Annotated in this window: 16 protein-coding genes; 7 read left to right on the top strand and 9 right to left on the bottom strand. The window is 70.0% G+C overall.

Annotated elements, in window-relative coordinates; genetic code table 11:
• Nucleotides 1–8: 8 nt before the first annotated feature.
• Nucleotides 9–1,919, top strand: coding sequence for a hypothetical protein (locus ACGFI6_RS05540; RefSeq protein ID WP_393115444.1), 1,911 nt, complete (start codon nucleotides 9–11; stop codon nucleotides 1,917–1,919).
• Here ACGFI6_RS05540 and ACGFI6_RS05535 read toward each other — a convergent pair.
• The 5 genes from ACGFI6_RS05535 to ACGFI6_RS05515 form a co-directional block, all read right to left on the bottom strand.
• Nucleotides 1,900–2,925 carry an aminoglycoside phosphotransferase gene (locus tag ACGFI6_RS05535; RefSeq protein WP_393115442.1) on the bottom strand — a complete coding sequence of 342 codons (1,026 nt, stop codon included), beginning with the start codon at nucleotides 2,923–2,925 and terminating at the stop codon, nucleotides 1,900–1,902. The two genes, ACGFI6_RS05540 and ACGFI6_RS05535, sit on opposite strands and share 20 nt — an antisense overlap.
• A 13-nt stretch (nucleotides 2,926–2,938) precedes the next feature.
• Nucleotides 2,939–3,652 (bottom strand): helix-turn-helix domain-containing protein, encoded by a 714-nt coding sequence (locus tag ACGFI6_RS05530; RefSeq protein ID WP_393115441.1) that lies wholly within the window; start codon nucleotides 3,650–3,652, stop codon nucleotides 2,939–2,941.
• Between the two features lie 56 nt (nucleotides 3,653–3,708).
• A complete protein-coding gene (locus ACGFI6_RS05525) occupies nucleotides 3,709–4,650 on the bottom strand; it encodes a VanW family protein (RefSeq protein ID WP_393115440.1) in 942 nt (313 codons plus the stop codon).
• A gap of 238 nt (nucleotides 4,651–4,888) precedes the next feature.
• The gene (locus ACGFI6_RS05520; protein ID WP_393115439.1) at nucleotides 4,889–5,788 is read right to left on the bottom strand and encodes an Rv3235 family protein; all 900 of its coding nucleotides are present in this window, start codon (nucleotides 5,786–5,788) and stop codon (nucleotides 4,889–4,891) included.
• Between the two features lie 163 nt (nucleotides 5,789–5,951).
• Nucleotides 5,952–7,277 (bottom strand): LysM peptidoglycan-binding domain-containing protein, encoded by a 1,326-nt coding sequence (locus tag ACGFI6_RS05515; protein WP_393115438.1) that lies wholly within the window; start codon nucleotides 7,275–7,277, stop codon nucleotides 5,952–5,954.
• Between the two features lie 156 nt (nucleotides 7,278–7,433).
• Between ACGFI6_RS05515 and ACGFI6_RS05510 the strand changes: the two genes are divergently transcribed.
• Complete coding sequence (locus tag ACGFI6_RS05510) at nucleotides 7,434–7,982, top strand: hypothetical protein (RefSeq protein WP_393115437.1); 549 nt, start codon at nucleotides 7,434–7,436, stop codon at nucleotides 7,980–7,982.
• A 43-nt stretch (nucleotides 7,983–8,025) separates the two neighbouring features.
• On the opposite strand, the gene ACGFI6_RS05505 is transcribed toward ACGFI6_RS05510, so the two are convergent.
• Entirely contained in the window at nucleotides 8,026–8,274 is a 249-nt protein-coding gene (locus ACGFI6_RS05505) for a helix-turn-helix domain-containing protein (protein ID WP_393115436.1), read from the bottom strand.
• A gap of 186 nt (nucleotides 8,275–8,460) precedes the next feature.
• On the opposite strand from ACGFI6_RS05505, the gene ACGFI6_RS05500 reads away from it, so the two are divergent.
• The 5 genes from ACGFI6_RS05500 (at nucleotide 8,461) to ACGFI6_RS05480 (ending at nucleotide 13,265) form a co-directional block, all read left to right on the top strand.
• Nucleotides 8,461–9,120, top strand: coding sequence for an SAF domain-containing protein (locus tag ACGFI6_RS05500; protein ID WP_393115435.1), 660 nt, complete (start codon nucleotides 8,461–8,463; stop codon nucleotides 9,118–9,120).
• Complete coding sequence (locus ACGFI6_RS05495; RefSeq protein WP_393115434.1) at nucleotides 9,120–10,409, top strand: CpaE family protein; 1,290 nt, start codon at nucleotides 9,120–9,122, stop codon at nucleotides 10,407–10,409. Before ACGFI6_RS05500 ends, ACGFI6_RS05495 begins: the two co-directional genes overlap by 1 nt.
• A 91-nt stretch (nucleotides 10,410–10,500) precedes the next feature.
• A complete protein-coding gene (locus ACGFI6_RS05490; RefSeq protein WP_393115433.1) occupies nucleotides 10,501–11,295 on the top strand; it encodes a DUF4097 domain-containing protein in 795 nt (264 codons plus the stop codon).
• A gap of 78 nt (nucleotides 11,296–11,373) precedes the next feature.
• A complete protein-coding gene (locus ACGFI6_RS05485; protein ID WP_393115432.1) occupies nucleotides 11,374–12,039 on the top strand; it encodes an HAD family hydrolase in 666 nt (221 codons plus the stop codon).
• The gene (locus ACGFI6_RS05480; protein ID WP_393115431.1) at nucleotides 12,036–13,265 is read left to right on the top strand and encodes a glycosyltransferase 87 family protein; all 1,230 of its coding nucleotides are present in this window, start codon (nucleotides 12,036–12,038) and stop codon (nucleotides 13,263–13,265) included. Before ACGFI6_RS05485 ends, ACGFI6_RS05480 begins: the two co-directional genes overlap by 4 nt.
• On the opposite strand, the gene ACGFI6_RS05475 is transcribed toward ACGFI6_RS05480, so the two are convergent.
• The 3 genes from ACGFI6_RS05475 to ACGFI6_RS05465 form a co-directional block, all read right to left on the bottom strand.
• Nucleotides 13,231–13,971 carry a nucleotidyltransferase domain-containing protein gene (locus tag ACGFI6_RS05475; RefSeq protein ID WP_393115430.1) on the bottom strand — a complete coding sequence of 247 codons (741 nt, stop codon included), beginning with the start codon at nucleotides 13,969–13,971 and terminating at the stop codon, nucleotides 13,231–13,233. The genes ACGFI6_RS05480 and ACGFI6_RS05475 overlap by 35 nt on opposite strands.
• Nucleotides 13,968–15,296: a hypothetical protein gene (locus ACGFI6_RS05470; RefSeq protein WP_393115429.1), complete on the bottom strand. Its 1,329-nt coding sequence runs from the start codon at nucleotides 15,294–15,296 to the stop codon at nucleotides 13,968–13,970. Before ACGFI6_RS05470 ends, ACGFI6_RS05475 begins: the two co-directional genes overlap by 4 nt.
• A 118-nt stretch (nucleotides 15,297–15,414) precedes the next feature.
• Nucleotides 15,415–15,900, bottom strand: a complete 486-nt coding sequence (locus ACGFI6_RS05465) for a cupredoxin domain-containing protein (RefSeq protein ID WP_393115428.1) — start codon at nucleotides 15,898–15,900, stop codon at nucleotides 15,415–15,417.
• Nucleotides 15,901–15,907: the final 7 nt, after the last annotated feature.

Here is a 15,907-nt window from a genome sequence, read left to right as displayed (position 1 = left end):
CGCCGCTCATGACTCCCACTCGCAGAACCGTTCTGGGCGGCGCCCTTTCGGCCGCACTGCTGCCCGCCTCGTCGCTCGCGCACGCAGCCGCACCGGCCGCACCCGCGGGCACCAAGCACCTTTCCAACTTAGGACATCTCGACTATCTCCGGACGTCGGTCACGCCACCTGCCACCGCCGGGCACACGACGTACGGCGCGGGCCCGGTCGGCGTGCTGTGGACGTACGCCGATCACCAGGCGGACGGCTCGTACAAGCGGATCGGTGGTGGCACCTACGATCCGTCGACGAACACGTACGGGCAGGGCGCGTACAACGCCGACGACATCGCCCGCGCCGCTGTCGTGTACCTGCGGCACTGGACACTCTTCCGTCGGAGCGCCGCACTCGATGCCGCGCGTGGGCTCCTCCGGGCGCTCACCTTCCTGCAATCGCCGAACGGCAACGTCGTGCTGTGGATGCAGCCCGACGGCACGCTCAACCCGAGCGCCGACCCGGTCGAGTTGCCGGACCCGTCCGACTCCGGCCCGTCGTACTGGCTGGCTCGCACCGTCTGGGCGCTCGGCGAGGGGTACGCCGTGTTCCGCCGTACGGACCGCGCCTTCGCCGCCTTCCTCGGCGAACGCCTCGAGCTTGCGCTCACGGCCTTCGAACGCCAGGTCCTCGTGCGGTACGGCGAGTACAACATCGTCGACGGCCGGCGCCTCCCGGCGTGGCTGATCGTCAACGGCGCCGATGCCACCTCCGAAGCGGTCCTCGGACTCTCGGCGTACGTCTCGGCAGGCGGATCCGCACGAGCACGGCGGGCGCTGAGCCACTTCGCGGACGGCATCGCGCGGATGAGCGCCGGCTCGATGCGCGAGTGGCCGTTCCGCGCGATCCTGCCGTGGGGCGAGTCGATCTCGGACTGGCACGCATGGGGCGCGCAGATGCCGTCCGCACTCGCGGCGGCCGCGGCGGCCCTCGACGCGCGCGACCTGCTCGGACCGGCGATCGGGGACACCGCCGGTTTCACCCCGCTCCTGCTCACCGCCGGCGGCCCGGACAACGGCTGGCTTCCGACTCCGATCGACCGGTCCCAGATCGCGTACGGCGTGGACGCCCGCCTGCAGGCGGTTCTCGCGCTCGGTCAGCAGCACCTCGCCGCGTTCGTCGCCGCGTGGTACTTCGGCGCGAACCACGCCGGTGCGCCGATGTACGACGCGACCACCGGCCGTACGTACGACGGCGTCTCGGGCGACGGCGTGATCAACCGCAACTCCGGCGCCGAGTCCACCATCCACGGCCAGCTCTCGATGCTCGCCCTCGACGCGAACCCGGGCGTCGCTCGGCTGTCGGGCGCTCCGGCCTACGACGGTCTGCAGATCGTCGAGGGAGAGTCGGCCGCGGGCGGGCAGGTCGTCACGCCGCCGTCCGCCTGGACCGGTGAATCCCAATGGAGCAACGGTTCCTACCTCGCGCTCGGCGCGACCGCGACCTGGACGTTGCCTGCAGCAACTCAGCCGCGGCTGGTGCTGCCGGTGGTCAACCTGACCGAGGCCGCGGCCCGGACGCGGTGGACGGCGGACGGCCGTACTCTCGGAACCCTCGATCACCGCGGTGGCGCCCAGGGCATCTCGGCGGCACCCGGCGCCCTGCAACCGTTGACGCTCACCACGCCACTGCCGGCCGGTGCGACATCTCTGACCGCCAAGGCCACGGGCACGGCGCAGATCGATGCGCTGCTCCTCATCCCGCTGATCAGCCGCGTCCAGATCGGTGACGCGACGCTGCTGGCCAGCGTCGACACTCATCCGCGCACGGTGAGCGTGCCGGGCAGCAAGGCTTACACCTACGACGCCTCAGGCAGGCTGGTTGCCCAAGGCAACCCGGCGCGTGCCGTCGTCCGTCCGGGAGGGTTCACCGTCGTGCTCGGGTGAGTGCCTCTGTGCACCACTTGGCTACGAACAGCAACGCTTGGCCGCGTTGGTGGAACAAGTGGTGGCTGTCGGCCTCGCGGTGGTAGGCGTTGTGAGTTGTGTCGGATGCGCGGCCGAGCAGGCCGGGGAGCAGCCAGGCGTACTTCACACCGGACGCCATCACCGCTAGCCGGACCTGGTCCGGGTCGCCGCGCCAGCCTGCTTCGTGCAGTCCGTCGAGGTAGTTGGCGATGCAGGTCTCAGCGAGTTCACGCATCCGCTCCGCGGGCCAGAAGAGGTCGAACACCGCATCCGGAATGTAGTTGCCGATGTCTTCGCCGAGTGCGCCGTCGCCGAGGAACGACCAGTCGAACAAGGCGAGTTCACCGGTTGGTCGCTGGATGACGTTCGAGGCCCAGAAGTCCAGGTGGCACCGGGCGCGGGGGAGAGTGGCGACGAGGTCGAGCAGTTCGTCCCGGTGTGTCAGGAGTGAGGTCCACGCTTGCCGCAGATCGGCCGGCCAGGTGTCGCGGATCAGCGGTTGCTGCCACGCGGCGTCATCGGTCATCAGGTGCCACGGGACGTCGCGCGTCGTCGAGTAGTCGCGGAGGAAGCCGGTCGAGGTCCACGATCGTTCGGCGGCGGGGTACGCCTGCCAGCGGCCGCACGCCCGCGCGAGCGCTGCGTGTTCCGCAAGGCTGAAGTGCGTGCCCGGCGTACCGGCGATGTCCTCCATCAGGAGGGTGGCGCCGTCGGCACGTTCGTCGACCTCCGCGGCGGGCAGCAGCAGCCCGGCGTCGGCGAGCCGGTTGCGGAGCTCGTCGTCGCGGTAGACCTCGAGCTCGCGCCGCCAGTAGTTCCAGTGCCGCGGATCGGTCGACGCGGCCCACGGGCCGTCCTCGGAGACCGGTTTGCGAAGCTCTTTGCGTACGGCGGTGCGGCCGTCGGCGTACGTGATCCGCTCGACGTTCGCCGTCACCGCGTTGAGCGGGTTGTGCCGCAGTGTCACCGTACCGACCTCGGTCATGGACAGCAGTGTGTCAGCCCAGCAGGATCCTCGGCGGCACACCCGTGAGGGCTTTGACGTCGCGGGTGAAGTGCGCCTGGTCGGCATACCCGTGGCGGATTGCGACGTCGGCGAGCGAGATCCCGGTCCGGGCCTGGTCGAGCGCGACGTTCATCCACAGCACGCGGTCGAGCATCTTCGGCCCGTACCCGAACGCGTCCAGACACCGGCGGTGCAGCTGCCGCTCGCTCAGCCCGACTGTCCCGGCGAGGCGCGACACTCCGGCGGTTCCGCGGAGCAGGCCGGCACGCACGCTCCGCAGCACCTGGAGGGCCAGGCCGTCCGCGGGGGTCGCGGCCAGCTTGGCGACCTCGAAGTCGAGCGCCTCGGACGCGTTCGGCGCCGTCAGGATCCGGTCGCGGAGCTGCCTGCTCTTGGTCGGGGACCACAGGTCGCTCAGCGGGACGCGCTGATTCAGCAACTCGCGCGCGGGCACACCCAGGAAATCGGGCGCCGAGCCGGGCGCGAACCGGAGCCCGGCGTACTGCGTCCCGCGGTCGTCGGAGACGCCGGTCCACGCCTGACTGTCCGGGCCCGCCACCATCAGCTCGTCATCGGTGAGCAGCAGATCCATGCAACCGTCGGGCAGGATCCGGAACTCCCCGCCCAACGCCGTACGAGTCCACACCTGAGCGCCCGGGATCAGCGCTTGGCGCTCCCGGTACGGCTCCTCGATGAGGACGGTCACCTGGCCAGTGTGCTACCTGCCACCGACAGAATCCCGTCGCGAGGCACTGACACCGTCTACGCGGAGCGTTCGACGGTGTTGCTGGGGAGTACGACGTCGACGACCGGGACGTCGACCGGCAAGTACTTGACCAGGGCAACGTTCTCGCGGATCAGTTCGTCGCGCAGCGCCGTACCCGTACGGCGATCGATGACCGTCCGCCAGATCTCGTTGCGGCGGAAGTAGTCCGCGCCGACGCGCAGGAACCGCTCGCCCTTCGAGAACACCCGGTACGACGACGCGGCGGCGACATCCGCGAGGATCTCACCCTCCAGGTAACGGTCGCCGACGCCCACGTGCAGCTGGAACGTCTGGTCCGTGTCGTTGCGGAACTGCAGGTCCACGTAGTTGTAGACGATGCTGCAGCCGACGCCCCACGGCAATACCCGCCCGTTGTCCGGGAACGGATCGAAGCTGTGCGTGGATCGCTGCGTCACGGTCAGTGGCGAATGCAGGACCATCCAGTGCAGCAGATTCGCGAGCTGGCAGATGCCGCCGCCGATGCCCGGCCGCGCCCGCCCGTTCGACAGCCGCATGCCCTTCCGGTACCCCTTGCGGCGGGTCGCGTTGCCGACGATCTTGTTGAACGAGAACGTCTCGCCCGGCCGGATGATCAGCCCGTCCACCTGTGCGCAGGCGAGCTTCAGGTTGGTGACCTTGTTGTGCTGCATCCACATCTCGGTCTCGCCGAGTTGCCTGAGCAGCAACGACTTGTGGCGCTTGATCCGCACCGGTAGGTCGTTCGGGTTGTGCAGTTGCGCGTACGGCGTGCTGGACCGCATCCACTCGAGGCGCTTCGCAGCCCGGTGGTACCGGATCGCGAGCGGGTACAGGACGCGGAACCGCTCGCTCAACCGCTTCCGACGGACGGCCGGCAGCACCCGTTGGCGCTCGGCTGCGGTCAGCTCGTCGAGACCGATCCGCCACGCTTCGTTCAGCGGTGTGACAGTTGTGCTCACAGACCCACCCGTTTCCCCGAACAGTCGATCCCGGTCACCGTACGCCGCCGCAGCCCCGGCTTCATGACAGCGGCAGCACAATCGAATTGCGCAATCTAAGACGCTGCACTCCGCCGAAGAGTTCGGAGCCGGAGGTGCTCTAAGGACAGGAGGTGGTGGTTGCGCGGCTAGTACACCTGAGCGTGGGGCGGCTGGTGCGTACACCGTTCCGCAGGTGCACTACCTGTCGTTCGGGCGATCAGCCGAGCTCGAGGGCAGTGCAGACCCAGCGGTTGCGGCGGACCTCGAGGCGGAAGGCGACCGCGCGGGAGCGCTCACCGTGCCGTACGTGCGCGGCGACCTCGGCGATGAACGGCTCCGGCATGAACACCCGTACCGAACGGACCGCGCTCTTCTCCTTCGCACCTCGCGTACCGGCGGTGGAGTTGAGTCCGAGCAGGCGGACGCGACGGTTGAGGTCCTGGAACACCTGCTCGTCCGTGAACCGCACCAGCTGCGAGATCGGCCGGTCGCCGGCCAGCACCTCGGAAACCGCCTGCGCCAGCCGAGCCCCCCAAGCCCGAACCTCCGGCAACGCCGGCGCCTCCCCAACCCCCCGCCGCCCCACAACCACCCCAGCCCCGGAGGCAGACGTGGACTTGGTACGGACGGAGGTCTTGGTGGCGGTGGACTTGTTACGGGCGGCGGGGGTGGACTTGGGGATGGACTTGAGCGGTGCCTGGGCTCCGTCAGTCCGCCCAGGCACCGCGTCTGGCTGGCCGGCGGCTTGGCGTGCGACCGGGGCGGGTGCGGTGGTGCTCGCCTCGGGGGCGGAGGCGACGCCGAGGCGGGTGATTGCGTGCAGTCGGAGGGCGAGGGCACCTTCGGTCAGCTCACCGGCGTACCGAGCAGTCGGGGGCACGTAGTGCTCGCCGGTCCCACGCACCGACCACAACCGCGGCCGAGTCACAGCCTCGAACATCCCACCCACCTCCGCCCCACGCGCCGAAACCACGTCCTGCGCCTCCACGGCACCCTGCGCGGCGCGCTCGACCTGCGCGGCGTCGTGGGCTTGTGCGTCGACCGCGGCGAGGCGGCGGGGTGCCGGCTGGGGGGTGGTGGGGAACTCGTCCGTCTTGGGGAGCGGGCTGACGGCCATGGGAGCCTCCGTTGCGTGCGGCGCTGAAATCGGGCTGGTGGTGGATGCGTGTGCAGCGGGCGCACTGGGCTGGTCCGCCGTACCAGGGGTGTCCGTGGTGCGGACGATGCGGGGAGCAGGGGGTTGGAGGTCGTCCGGTGTGACGCTGTGCTGAGGGCTCATGTCACTGCTCCTGGTCGTGAGGCGGGAGGTGGTCGCCGTTGGACATGGGCGGGGTACGGAGGACCTGCCCGGGGAGGATGAGGTCGGGGTTGTTCCCGATCACGTGGTGGTTCGCGGCGTACCAGTCGTGCCAGCGGGCTGCGATCGCCTCGTTCGTCGCGGACGGGCCGAGTTCGCGGGCGGCGATGCTCCAGAGCGAGTCACCGGCGCGGACGACGACGCTCACCGGGACGTTCGGGCGCAGGCTGGTGTACCGAGTGGGCGCCCCGTCGGTCGGCCGGTCCGGTACGCCAACGCGTCCGCCCGTCGTCTGCTGCTCCGACGAACCAGCCTTCCCCTCCGGCACACGCCCCGAGTCCGAGATCTTCGGCTGAGCGGGGGTGGTCGGCTTGGCGGTGGGGGTGGGGCGGCTCGGGGTGGGGGTGGGGTGGCCGGGGGTGGGCTTGCCGGACGGGGTCGGGCTGGTGAGGTGGAGCTTGGAGCCCGGCTCGGTCGCCCGGAAGTCATCGGTCTGCTGCTGGCGCGCGGCGTCGTCGGTGTTGCCGGTGTTGTCGGCGCCGGTGCGCTGGGTCTCGCTCGTGGCCCCACCGAGCTCCAGGCTCGACGCCGGCTCGGTCGCGCGGAAGTCGCCCAGCCGGCTCGTGCCCTGCTGCGGCGTGCTGCTGCCGCCGACGTCGAGGCCCGAGGCGGCTTCGGCCGAGCGGCGGTCGGCCGCGTCTTGCCGGGGTGCCGCCTCGGCGCCACCGACCTCGAGGGTGGAGGCAGCTTCGGTTGCGCGGTAGGTGCTGGTTTCCTGCCGCGATGCCGGCTTGTTGCCGCCGACTTCCAGGGTCGAGGCCGCCTCGGTGGCGCCGAAGCCGGCCTGCTGGGGCGCGCCGAGGTGGATGGTCGAGGCGGGCTCGGTGGCGCGGAAGCCGCTGCCGAGCGCGGCTGACTGCGGGTTCGTCTGCGTCACCTGGCGGACGTGCGCGGAGTCGGCGGGCGAGGCGTGGGCAGCGCCGATCGTGAGCGGGGTGACGGCGGCGACGCCGAGGCCCGAGCGGAGCAGCGCGCGGGCGGTCTTCGTCGTGATCCGCCCGGCGATCGCACCGGCCAACGAGCCGACGACGCCCGGGATCTGCTCGAGAACCGTCAGTACGACGGCCAGCGCCAGCCAGATGTACGCGATCCAGGCGATGGTGCCGACCGCGAGCACGGTCAGCGAGTCCAGGTCGTACGTCCGCAGGCCGGTGATCGAGCCCGCGGTCATCCACCGCAGCAACAGGCCGAGGCCGGCGAGGGCGAGCACCGCGACAGTGCCCTTGAGCACCCGGATCATCGCGTTCATCCCGCTTTGCTCCCGACCTATGAGTTTGCGTTAGTTTGCGTTGGCTTGACCACTATAGACCGGTACTAGGTCGATTTTGCAAGTCCTTGACCCACGCTGCGTCGGCCTCGGCTGCGCAGGGTGACGGCGCTACCCGCGACCGGTAGGTTCACGGTCATGCGGTGGGATGCGTTGTTCGCGGACCTGGAGTCGCAGTTCGACGCGCTCCAGGACGGTGACCTGTACGGCGAGGTGGCCGACCGGATCCGGGCCGAGGTCGGGAAGATCACCGTGCTCGACCGGATGCGCGGGGCGGTGAACACGGTCGTACGCGTCGAGGTGAACGACGCCGACCCCGTCCGCGGGATGCTCAGCCGGGTCGGTAAGGACTGCCTGCTGATCGAGACCGAGCGGTACGAGGAGTGGCTGATCCCGGTCGAGGCGCTGCTCGCCGTACACCGGCTGGGCCCGTGGGCGGAGCCGGCTGTCGGCGCTGTCGAGGGCAAGCTCGGGCTGGCGCATCTGCTGCGCGGGATCGCCCGGGACCGTTCACCCGTGACGCTGTTCTGCAGTGGCGGCGGGCCGGTGACCGGGACGATCGACCGGGTCGGCGCCGACTTCCTCGAACTGGCGGAGCATCCGCTGGACGCTCCACGCCGGCGGAGCGAGGTCTACAACGTCCGCCTGGTCCCCAATCACGCCCTCCGAGCCCTCCGCCGCCGCTGACCGGCAGCCCGCCCCGGCGCCAGCTCGCCGGGGTTGCGGTGGGCTACAGGTGGGCGTCTTCGGAGGTTTCTGCTTCTTCGCCGAACGGGTGGTTGTCGATGAAGCTCTTGGTCTCGGTGTAGAGCCGTTCGATGTACTTCTCCAGCTCGGTCGACTCCACCCGCCACTGGCCGCGGCCGCCGATCTTGACCGCGGGGATGTCGCCGCGGCGGACGAGGGCGTACACCTGGTTGGCTGAGATGTTCAGGACCTCGGCGACGTCGGCGAGCTGCAGGAAACGGGGACTCGGCATCGTCGTACTCCTTCGCACAGTGGCTGGTTCCTTCAGTTTGCCATGGTTGGCGGGTGGATGATCGAGTTTGTCCCCAGGCCATGACAGCCTGTGGATGACTGTTCACGGCCTGCTCGGCGACCAGGCAGAATGTCCGCCGACAACCGATCAGGCAAAGCGAAGCGATCCATCGACTGGGGAGACGACGTGGTCGACACACAGGTGCGAAGCGGATTCGGGGCGCCGGCTGCTCCGGCGCAGCGCAACCGGAAGGCGCGCTGGAAGGACGGCCGCCTGGTGCTCGGCGTGCTGCTCGTCGCGGTCACCGCGCTGGCGGGCGCCAAACTGCTGTCGTCCGCGGACGACACGACCACGATCTGGGCGGCCAAGCACGAGCTCCGGATCGGCAGTCCGCTGACCGACGACGACCTGACCACGGTGCGGGTCCGCTTCACCAGCAGCAACGACTCCGAGCGGTACCTGTCGGCCGACGCCGACCTGAAGGGCCTGGTGGTCGGCCGGACGGTCGGGCCGGGCGAGTTCGTACCGAAGGACGCCGCCGTCACCAAGTCCGACCAGGATCGCACCGAGCTGCCGCTGTCGGTCGCGACCGGCCACCTGCCGCCGGACACCGCCGTCGGCGACGTCGTCGATGTCTGGGTGGTGCCCAAGGACGGCGGCAGGCCCGCCTCGCAGCTGTGGACCGGCGTCCGCGTCCTGCAGGTCGACTCGGTGAAGGGGGTTGCCGGCGGGTCCGCGCGCAGACAGGTGACAGTGGACCTGGCGAAGAGCGATCTGACCCATCTGGGTTCCGCACTGGCCGCGATGAGCGTCGGCGAGCCGACCCTGGTCCGGAAGGCCGGCTGATGTCGATTCCGGTCCTGCTGGCCGTGACCGGCGCCTCCTGGGAGGCAGACGTCGTACGGCGGACCGAGCACGCCCAGGGCATCCGGGTCGTACGGCGCTGTGTGGACATCGCCGACGTGATGGCCGCCGCCGCGAGCGGTCAGGCCCGCGCGGTGCTGATCGCCGACGCGCTGCCCAGGCTCTCGTCGGACGCCGTCGCCGCGTTGCACGCCCGCGGCATCGTCGTGCTCGCTCTGGTCGACCCGCTGGAGACCGGCGCTCCGTTCGGCGCCGAGGACCGGCTGGCGCGGATGGGGATCGAGCGGATCCTGCCTGCGGACGTCAGCCCGGCGGATCTCGGTCGCGCGGTCGCGGACGCGGTCGAGTCCGGCCCGCCGGTCGCCAGCTCGCACTTCGCGGGCGGATTCGTGCCGTTGACCCCGGAGGATGCGGCCAACCCGCGGCCGCCGGCGTTCCCGCAGGGCACCGGCCGGCTGATCGCGGTCTGGGGCCCGACCGGCGCGCCCGGGCGGACGACGGTTGCGGTCAACCTGGCCAGCGAGCTGTCGCTGCGCCGCGTACCGACCCTGCTCGCGGACGCGGATGTGTACGGCGGGACCGTGGCGCAGATGCTCGGCATGCTCGACGAGACCTCCGGGCTGGCGGCGGCCGCGCGCTCCGCGTCGAACGGTTCGCTCGACACGGTCATGCTCGCCCGGCACGCGCGCGAGGTGAACCCGCACCTCCTGGTGCTGTCCGGCCTCAGCCGCGCCGACCGCTGGACGGAGCTCCGGCCCGCTGCGGTCGAGTCCATCTGGGCGACCGCGCGGACGCTGGCGCCGCTGACCGTCGTGGATGCCGGGTTCTGCATCGAGACCGACGAGGAGATCTCGTTCGACTCGCTCGCCCCGCGGCGCAACGGCGCGACCGTGTCGACCCTCGAGGAGGCCGACGAGGTGATCGTCGTCGGTACGGCGGACCCGGTCGGCCTGACGCGTCTGATCCGGGCGGTCCACGAGGTGCGCGCCGTCGTCCCGTCGGTCGGCGTCCGCGTGGTCGTGAACCGGCTCCGTTCCGGGGCGCTCGGCGGCTCGCCGGGCGAAGCGGCCCTGAACGCCCTCCGGCAGTACGCGGGCATCGACCATGCCGTCCTGCTGCCGTACGACCTGAGCGCCGCGGACGCCGCGATGGCGCACGGGCGCAGCCTGGCCGAGGCGGCGAAGTCGAGCAAGCTCCGCAAGGCGTTCCAGCAACTCGCCGCCGAGGTGGCCGAGGCCTTCCACACCGTCCCGGCCGGGAAGACCGCCTAGGGCGTGACTCCGATCCCACGCCCTGAAGCTCAGGGTCGATCCGGGGGATATCCGGACGCGCTGCGGCGGACGGATCTGCCAGGGTGACGGTATGTCTGATGTGCAGAGCCGCCCGCACGGCTCGATGAGCCCGCAGCGCCGGTACGGGATCGCGATCTCGGTCGCCCTGATCCTCGGCGGCGCCTACTGGGCGCTCACCGGGCTGACCGACGGCACCAGATCCGGCCAGAGCAGCTACACGCTGCACGGCAGCACGCTGGAGGTGAAGGGCGGCTCCGCGGACGTCGAGATCCGGCCGGGCGACGGCACCGAGATCAAGGTGGACCGGCAGTCCGAGCGGAGCGTCTTCGGTTCGGACCCGAAGGAGAAGTTCAACGCCGGCGACGGCAAGCTCGAGCTGAACAGCGGCGGCTGCGGGTTCCTGTCGTTCGGGTGCAAGACGAGCTACGTGCTGACCGTGCCGCGCGACGTACAGCTGAAGGTCGAGAACAGCAGTGGCAAGCTGACGGTCTCCGGGATCGAGGGCGGGGCCGAGCTGAAGAACAGTTCGGGCGGGATCGAGGCCCACGACCTCGGCGGGAAACTCGAGCTGAAGACGAGTTCGGGCGGGATCGAGGCCGACGGGCTGACCTCGCCGGCGGTCACGGCACACTCCAGTTCGGGCAGTACGTCGCTGGAGTTCACGGTCGCGCCGCAGTCGATCGATGCGAAGACGAGTTCGGGTGACGTGTCGATCGAGATCCCGGCCGGCGACGAGGCGTACCAGGTCGACACGAAGACGTCGTCCGGTGACGAGACCGCGAGTGTGAAGACCGACCCGCAGTCGACGCGGACGATCACGGCACGGACCTCCTCGGGCGACGTGAACGTCGAATACGCCCACTGACACAGGGCGGCGGACACAGCGAGTGAGAACCAGGGTGGGGACGGTGAGCGCCTCCACGGCCTGAGTAGGCTTGCCGCCATGGTTGAGGTGCGTGCGGTACCCCGTGGTCTGTTGGTGGACTGGGGCGGCGTCCTCACCTCCGGCCTCGAACCGGCGCTGCGGCGCTGGGCGGAGCTGGACGACTTCGACTTCGACTCGTACCTCGAAGCGGTGCTGAAATGGCTCCCGTCCGACGAGGTGACCGCAGCGACCGCTGAGCTCAACCCGGTGCATGCGCTCGAACGCGGCCAGATCGCGGTCCCGGACTTCGAGCGCAAGCTCGCGTCGCTGCTGGTCCGCCGCGACGGTACGCCGGTCCCCGCGGAGGGACTGATCGAGCGGATGTTCGCGCATTTCGAGCACCAGCCCGCGATGGCGGCGCTGGTCCGTCGCGCGAACGAGCACGGCATCCGGACTGCGCTGCTGTCCAACTCCTGGGGCAACACCTATCCGCGCGACACCTGGGACGGCATGTTCGACGACATCGTCATCTCCGGTGAGGTCGGGCTGCGCAAGCCCGAGCCCGAGATCTTCCGGCTGGCGGCGGGCCGGATCGGCCTGGAGCCGGCCGAGTGCGTGTTCGTCGACGACCTGCAGCTGAACGTCGACGGCGCCCGGTCGGTCGGGATGACCGCCCTGCTTCACACCGAGTACGACGAGACCCGGCGAGCGCTGGAAGACCTGTTCGGAGCCGACCTGACGTGACCGTGACCACCCCTGCAACCGCTGCTACCCGCCCCACCGGGCGCAGCATCGTCATCGCCGTCCTCGCCTGCGCCGCGCTCGTCGCCGTCGGCGCCTGGATGACCCACCTGTACGGCGGCATGATCGACCTGCGCGTCTACCGGATGGGCGGCTCGGTGCTGCTGCACGGTGATTCGCTGTACGACGCGAAGCTGCCCGGCGGTTCGAACCTTCCGTTCACGTACCCGCCGTTCGCGGCGATCGCGATGGTGCCGCTCGCCGCCGTACCGTGGGGGGTCGCGCTGGTGGCGTGGACGACCCTCTCGGTGCTGTGCATCACCGCGCTGTGGCGGACGAGTCTGACCAAGACGTTCTGGTCGTTCGTGACCCAGCGCAAGCGGACGGCGGTGCTGGTCGCGCTGACGCTGCTGTCGCTGCTGCTCGAGCCGGTCTGGCAGACGATCCAGTTCGGCCAGATCAACCTGTTGCTGACCGCAATGATCCTGCTGGACCTGGTCCGGCCGAAGGACACCCGGCTGCGGGGGTTCTGGGTCGGTGTCACGATCGGCATCAAGCTCACGCCGTTGCCGTTCCTCGCGCTGCTCGTGGTGACGAAGCAGTGGCGGGCGCTGCGCAACGCCGTACTGGGGCTGCTGGCAACGATGGCGATCGGGTTCGCGATCGTGCCGCACCAGTCGTGGCGGTACTGGACCGACGTGATCCTCGACGCGAACCGGGTCGGCGGGCTCGCGTACACCGGCAACCAGTCGTTCAACGGTTTCCTGCACCGGCTCGGTGACGACGCGAGCTGGGTGCAGCCGGTCTGGTTCGTGGTGTCGGTGGTGTTCGGGCTGCTCGCGCTCTGGCTGGCCCGCAAGTACTGGCTCGCCGACGAGCGCGTCACCGCGATCTCGGTGACGGCGCTCGCCGTGCTGTACGCGTCGCCGGTCTCGTGGAGTCACCACTGGGTGTGGATCATCCCGCTCGGCGTCAGCCTGATCCGTGGCGTGAACCGGCTCTGGGGCCTCAACCCCGCGGTGGTCACCGGCGTGCTGTTCTACGGGCTGTTCGTGCTGCGCTCGATCTGGTGGGTCCCGTACCGCGACGACCGGGAGCTCGGCTGGACGTTCTGGCAGTCGATCCCCGGCAACTCGCACCTGATCGTCGGCATGATCGCGTTCATCCTGCTGGTCGTGACCAGCCGCAGCCTGCCTAAGTCAACGCCCGAAGCGGACCAGCAAGCCTGATCGCCAGCGCGTCGTCGACGTGTTCGACCTCGGTCAGCAGTACGTCGACACTCGCACGGAACGCCCGCCGCAACTCGTCGGGCTCCAGCGAGCGCACCAGCGTCGGCTCCACGGTCGCAGCAAGGGCCGAAGGCAACAAGTGCAGCCCGCGTCCCTGCGAGTGCGGTACGTCGTGCCGTACGCACATCAGCATCAGTACGTGATCCCGTACGCCGCTGATCATGTACTCGGCCTGCCACGCCTTGCCGCGCGCGATGCTCGACCGCGCGTGCAATGCGTACAGCCAGCCCAGGCCGATCAGGTCGACCGGCGCCGGCGCTGTCCGCAACGGTTGCTCCACGGCTGTACCGAAGAGCAGTTTGAACGTCGGAGCGATCGGGCCGAACTCGGCCGCCGGCGCGAACGCGATGTCCACCTGGAGCGTCGACTCCAGGAAGAACACGCGGTAGACCGTCGCGCGGGACCGTACGTCCGTGTGGTGTACGGCGCCGTGCTCGGCGTACATGACCGCTGTCCAGTCCGCCAGGACTGCCTCCTGGTCGGCGTCGGCGGCCAGGCCCAGGTACAGGTCGATGTCCGACCACTCGTCCTCGGCACCGACCGACGCGGAGCCGGTCAACGCCGCGCCGGTGATGTTGTCGTCCGACCGGGCGGCCGCGACCAGCGCATCGCGGAGGGCCGACCGCTCGGACACGGTGAATGTCATGACGAGAACAATAGGAGCAGGCCGGCACAGGTGTAGCCGACCATGACCACCAGCAACGGAAGCTGCCCGGCGAGCGCCTTGGCCCGCGGGAACAGGGCGACCGCGCGGTCGTGCGCCGAGATGACACCGAGCAGGTGCCCGCAGACCACGGCCAGCACCTGGATCACCGCGATCAGCGTGCTGTGGTTGGTGATGCCGGTGTTCACCGCGAGCAGGCCGGTGCCGAAGATGTTCGCGCCGTTGCTCAGCGGGTCGCTCAGGTAGATCAGCGTCCGCTGGCCCTCCAGGATGAACAGCGTCAGGTAGTGCGCCACGACGTACCCGAAGGCGATCGGTACGACCGAGTGCGCGAACAGGCCGGGCAGCGCGGACCGGGAGCTGCTCGAGAGGCGGCCGGCGAGAACGGTGGCGCCGGAGTACGTGCCGAGGACAACCAGGATGAAGACGATCAGCGCGCCGGTCCCGAGCCACGTCATCGAGATGTCCTGGTTCTGGGCCCAGCCGATCCAGGACGACGAGTTCGAGAAGCCGTCGTACGCGGTGGAGCCGAGGAGTGCGGCCGCCATCCCGACGAGCCCGCGCTGCGGCTTGAGGCCGTCGAGGTTCTCCAGGGGGCGGCGGGCCACCAGGGCACCGTCGGTACGGCGGCCCCACGGGGACAGCCGTGCCATCAAGGAGGCGTACACCTCGAACGGATCGCCCTGCGCGAACCACCGGTCGCCGAACAGGATCGCGCCGAACATCTGCATCACGACGTACAACGCGATCCAGGCCTGCAGGACCGGGATCGTGGCGCGGTCCGGGGCGACGAGCTCGAGCCAGGTGAACGCGAGAATGCCGAGTGCGGCCGGCCACAGTCCGGCCCAGCGCGGCATCTCGAGCAGCCCCTTCGAGGGCGGCTGGCGGAGCAGCTTGGAGAGCAGCAGGTGCAGGGTGCGGAGCGGGTTCAGAGTGCGCCAGACCGGGCCGAGGACGATCGAGATCGGCACCAGTCCGACCCAGACCAGGATGTAGATGAATCCGAAGATCGGGTTCGTCAGCCGGTCCACGCCGAACGCCAGCGACACCATCGCGTAGCCGAAGATCGCCAGGCCGATCAGCCGTACGAGCCAGCGGAACCAGCCCGCGTCGACCGTCCGGGTGATTGCGGCCGGCAACGGCCTGCCGGAGGCGTTGCCGCGGTACTTCGGGCTCCGCCAGGCGAGCCCGAGGACGACGAACGAGACCGCCACCGCGACTGCGGCCCCACCGACCGCCAGCCCGAACGGAACCGGCAGATCCTGCCGGCCGCCGATCCCATGCAGAGGTAGGAGCTGGGCGGTCATGGGGCCTCCCGTCCTGGACTGAGGAGCGGAGGGAGCGTAGCGACCGGAGCGACGAGGGAAGGACGGGAGTTCCAGCCCCATGACCCGCCGCGACGGAGTCGCGGCATCAGTACTGGCATCACGAGACGACGAGCTTGGCTACCAGCTTGCCGCTCTTGTGGGTCTCGACCTCGAAGGTGCCTTTCATGTTCGCGGTGAACTTCACCGAGGCGGGCTTGCCCGGGGCGAGCTCCAGCTCCTTGTCGTACCCGTGGATGTGCAGCTCCTCGTCGGCGTCGCTGAGCGCGGTCACCAGCACGGTCTGGCCGGCCTTGACCTTGATCGTCGCGCCGCTCGGGTTGACCTTGCCGTTGGCAACGGTGACGTCGATCTTCACGTCCGCCGTCTCACCGGACGGGTCCGCGGTGTTCGACGGGGAGCTCGTGTTCGGCGAGCCCGGGGTCGGGGTGTTGGTCGGCAGCGTCGACGTCGGCGTACTGGCCGGGGCGCTCGGTGAGGGGGTGCCGCTGCTGCCGGTGTCGTCCCCGCCGCAGCCGGCCAGGACCAGCATGCCGAGAGTGGGCAGGAGCGCGGTGGCGGCACCGCGAGTCAGCGTCGAACGCATCGGTCCA

Origin of the sequence: Kribbella sp. NPDC048928, from assembly GCF_043197975.1 — a bacterium.
Taxonomy (GTDB): domain Bacteria; phylum Actinomycetota; class Actinomycetes; order Propionibacteriales; family Kribbellaceae; genus Kribbella.
The sequence above is the reverse complement of the archived record's forward strand: the minus strand, read 5'-3'. Positions and strand labels throughout refer to the sequence as shown.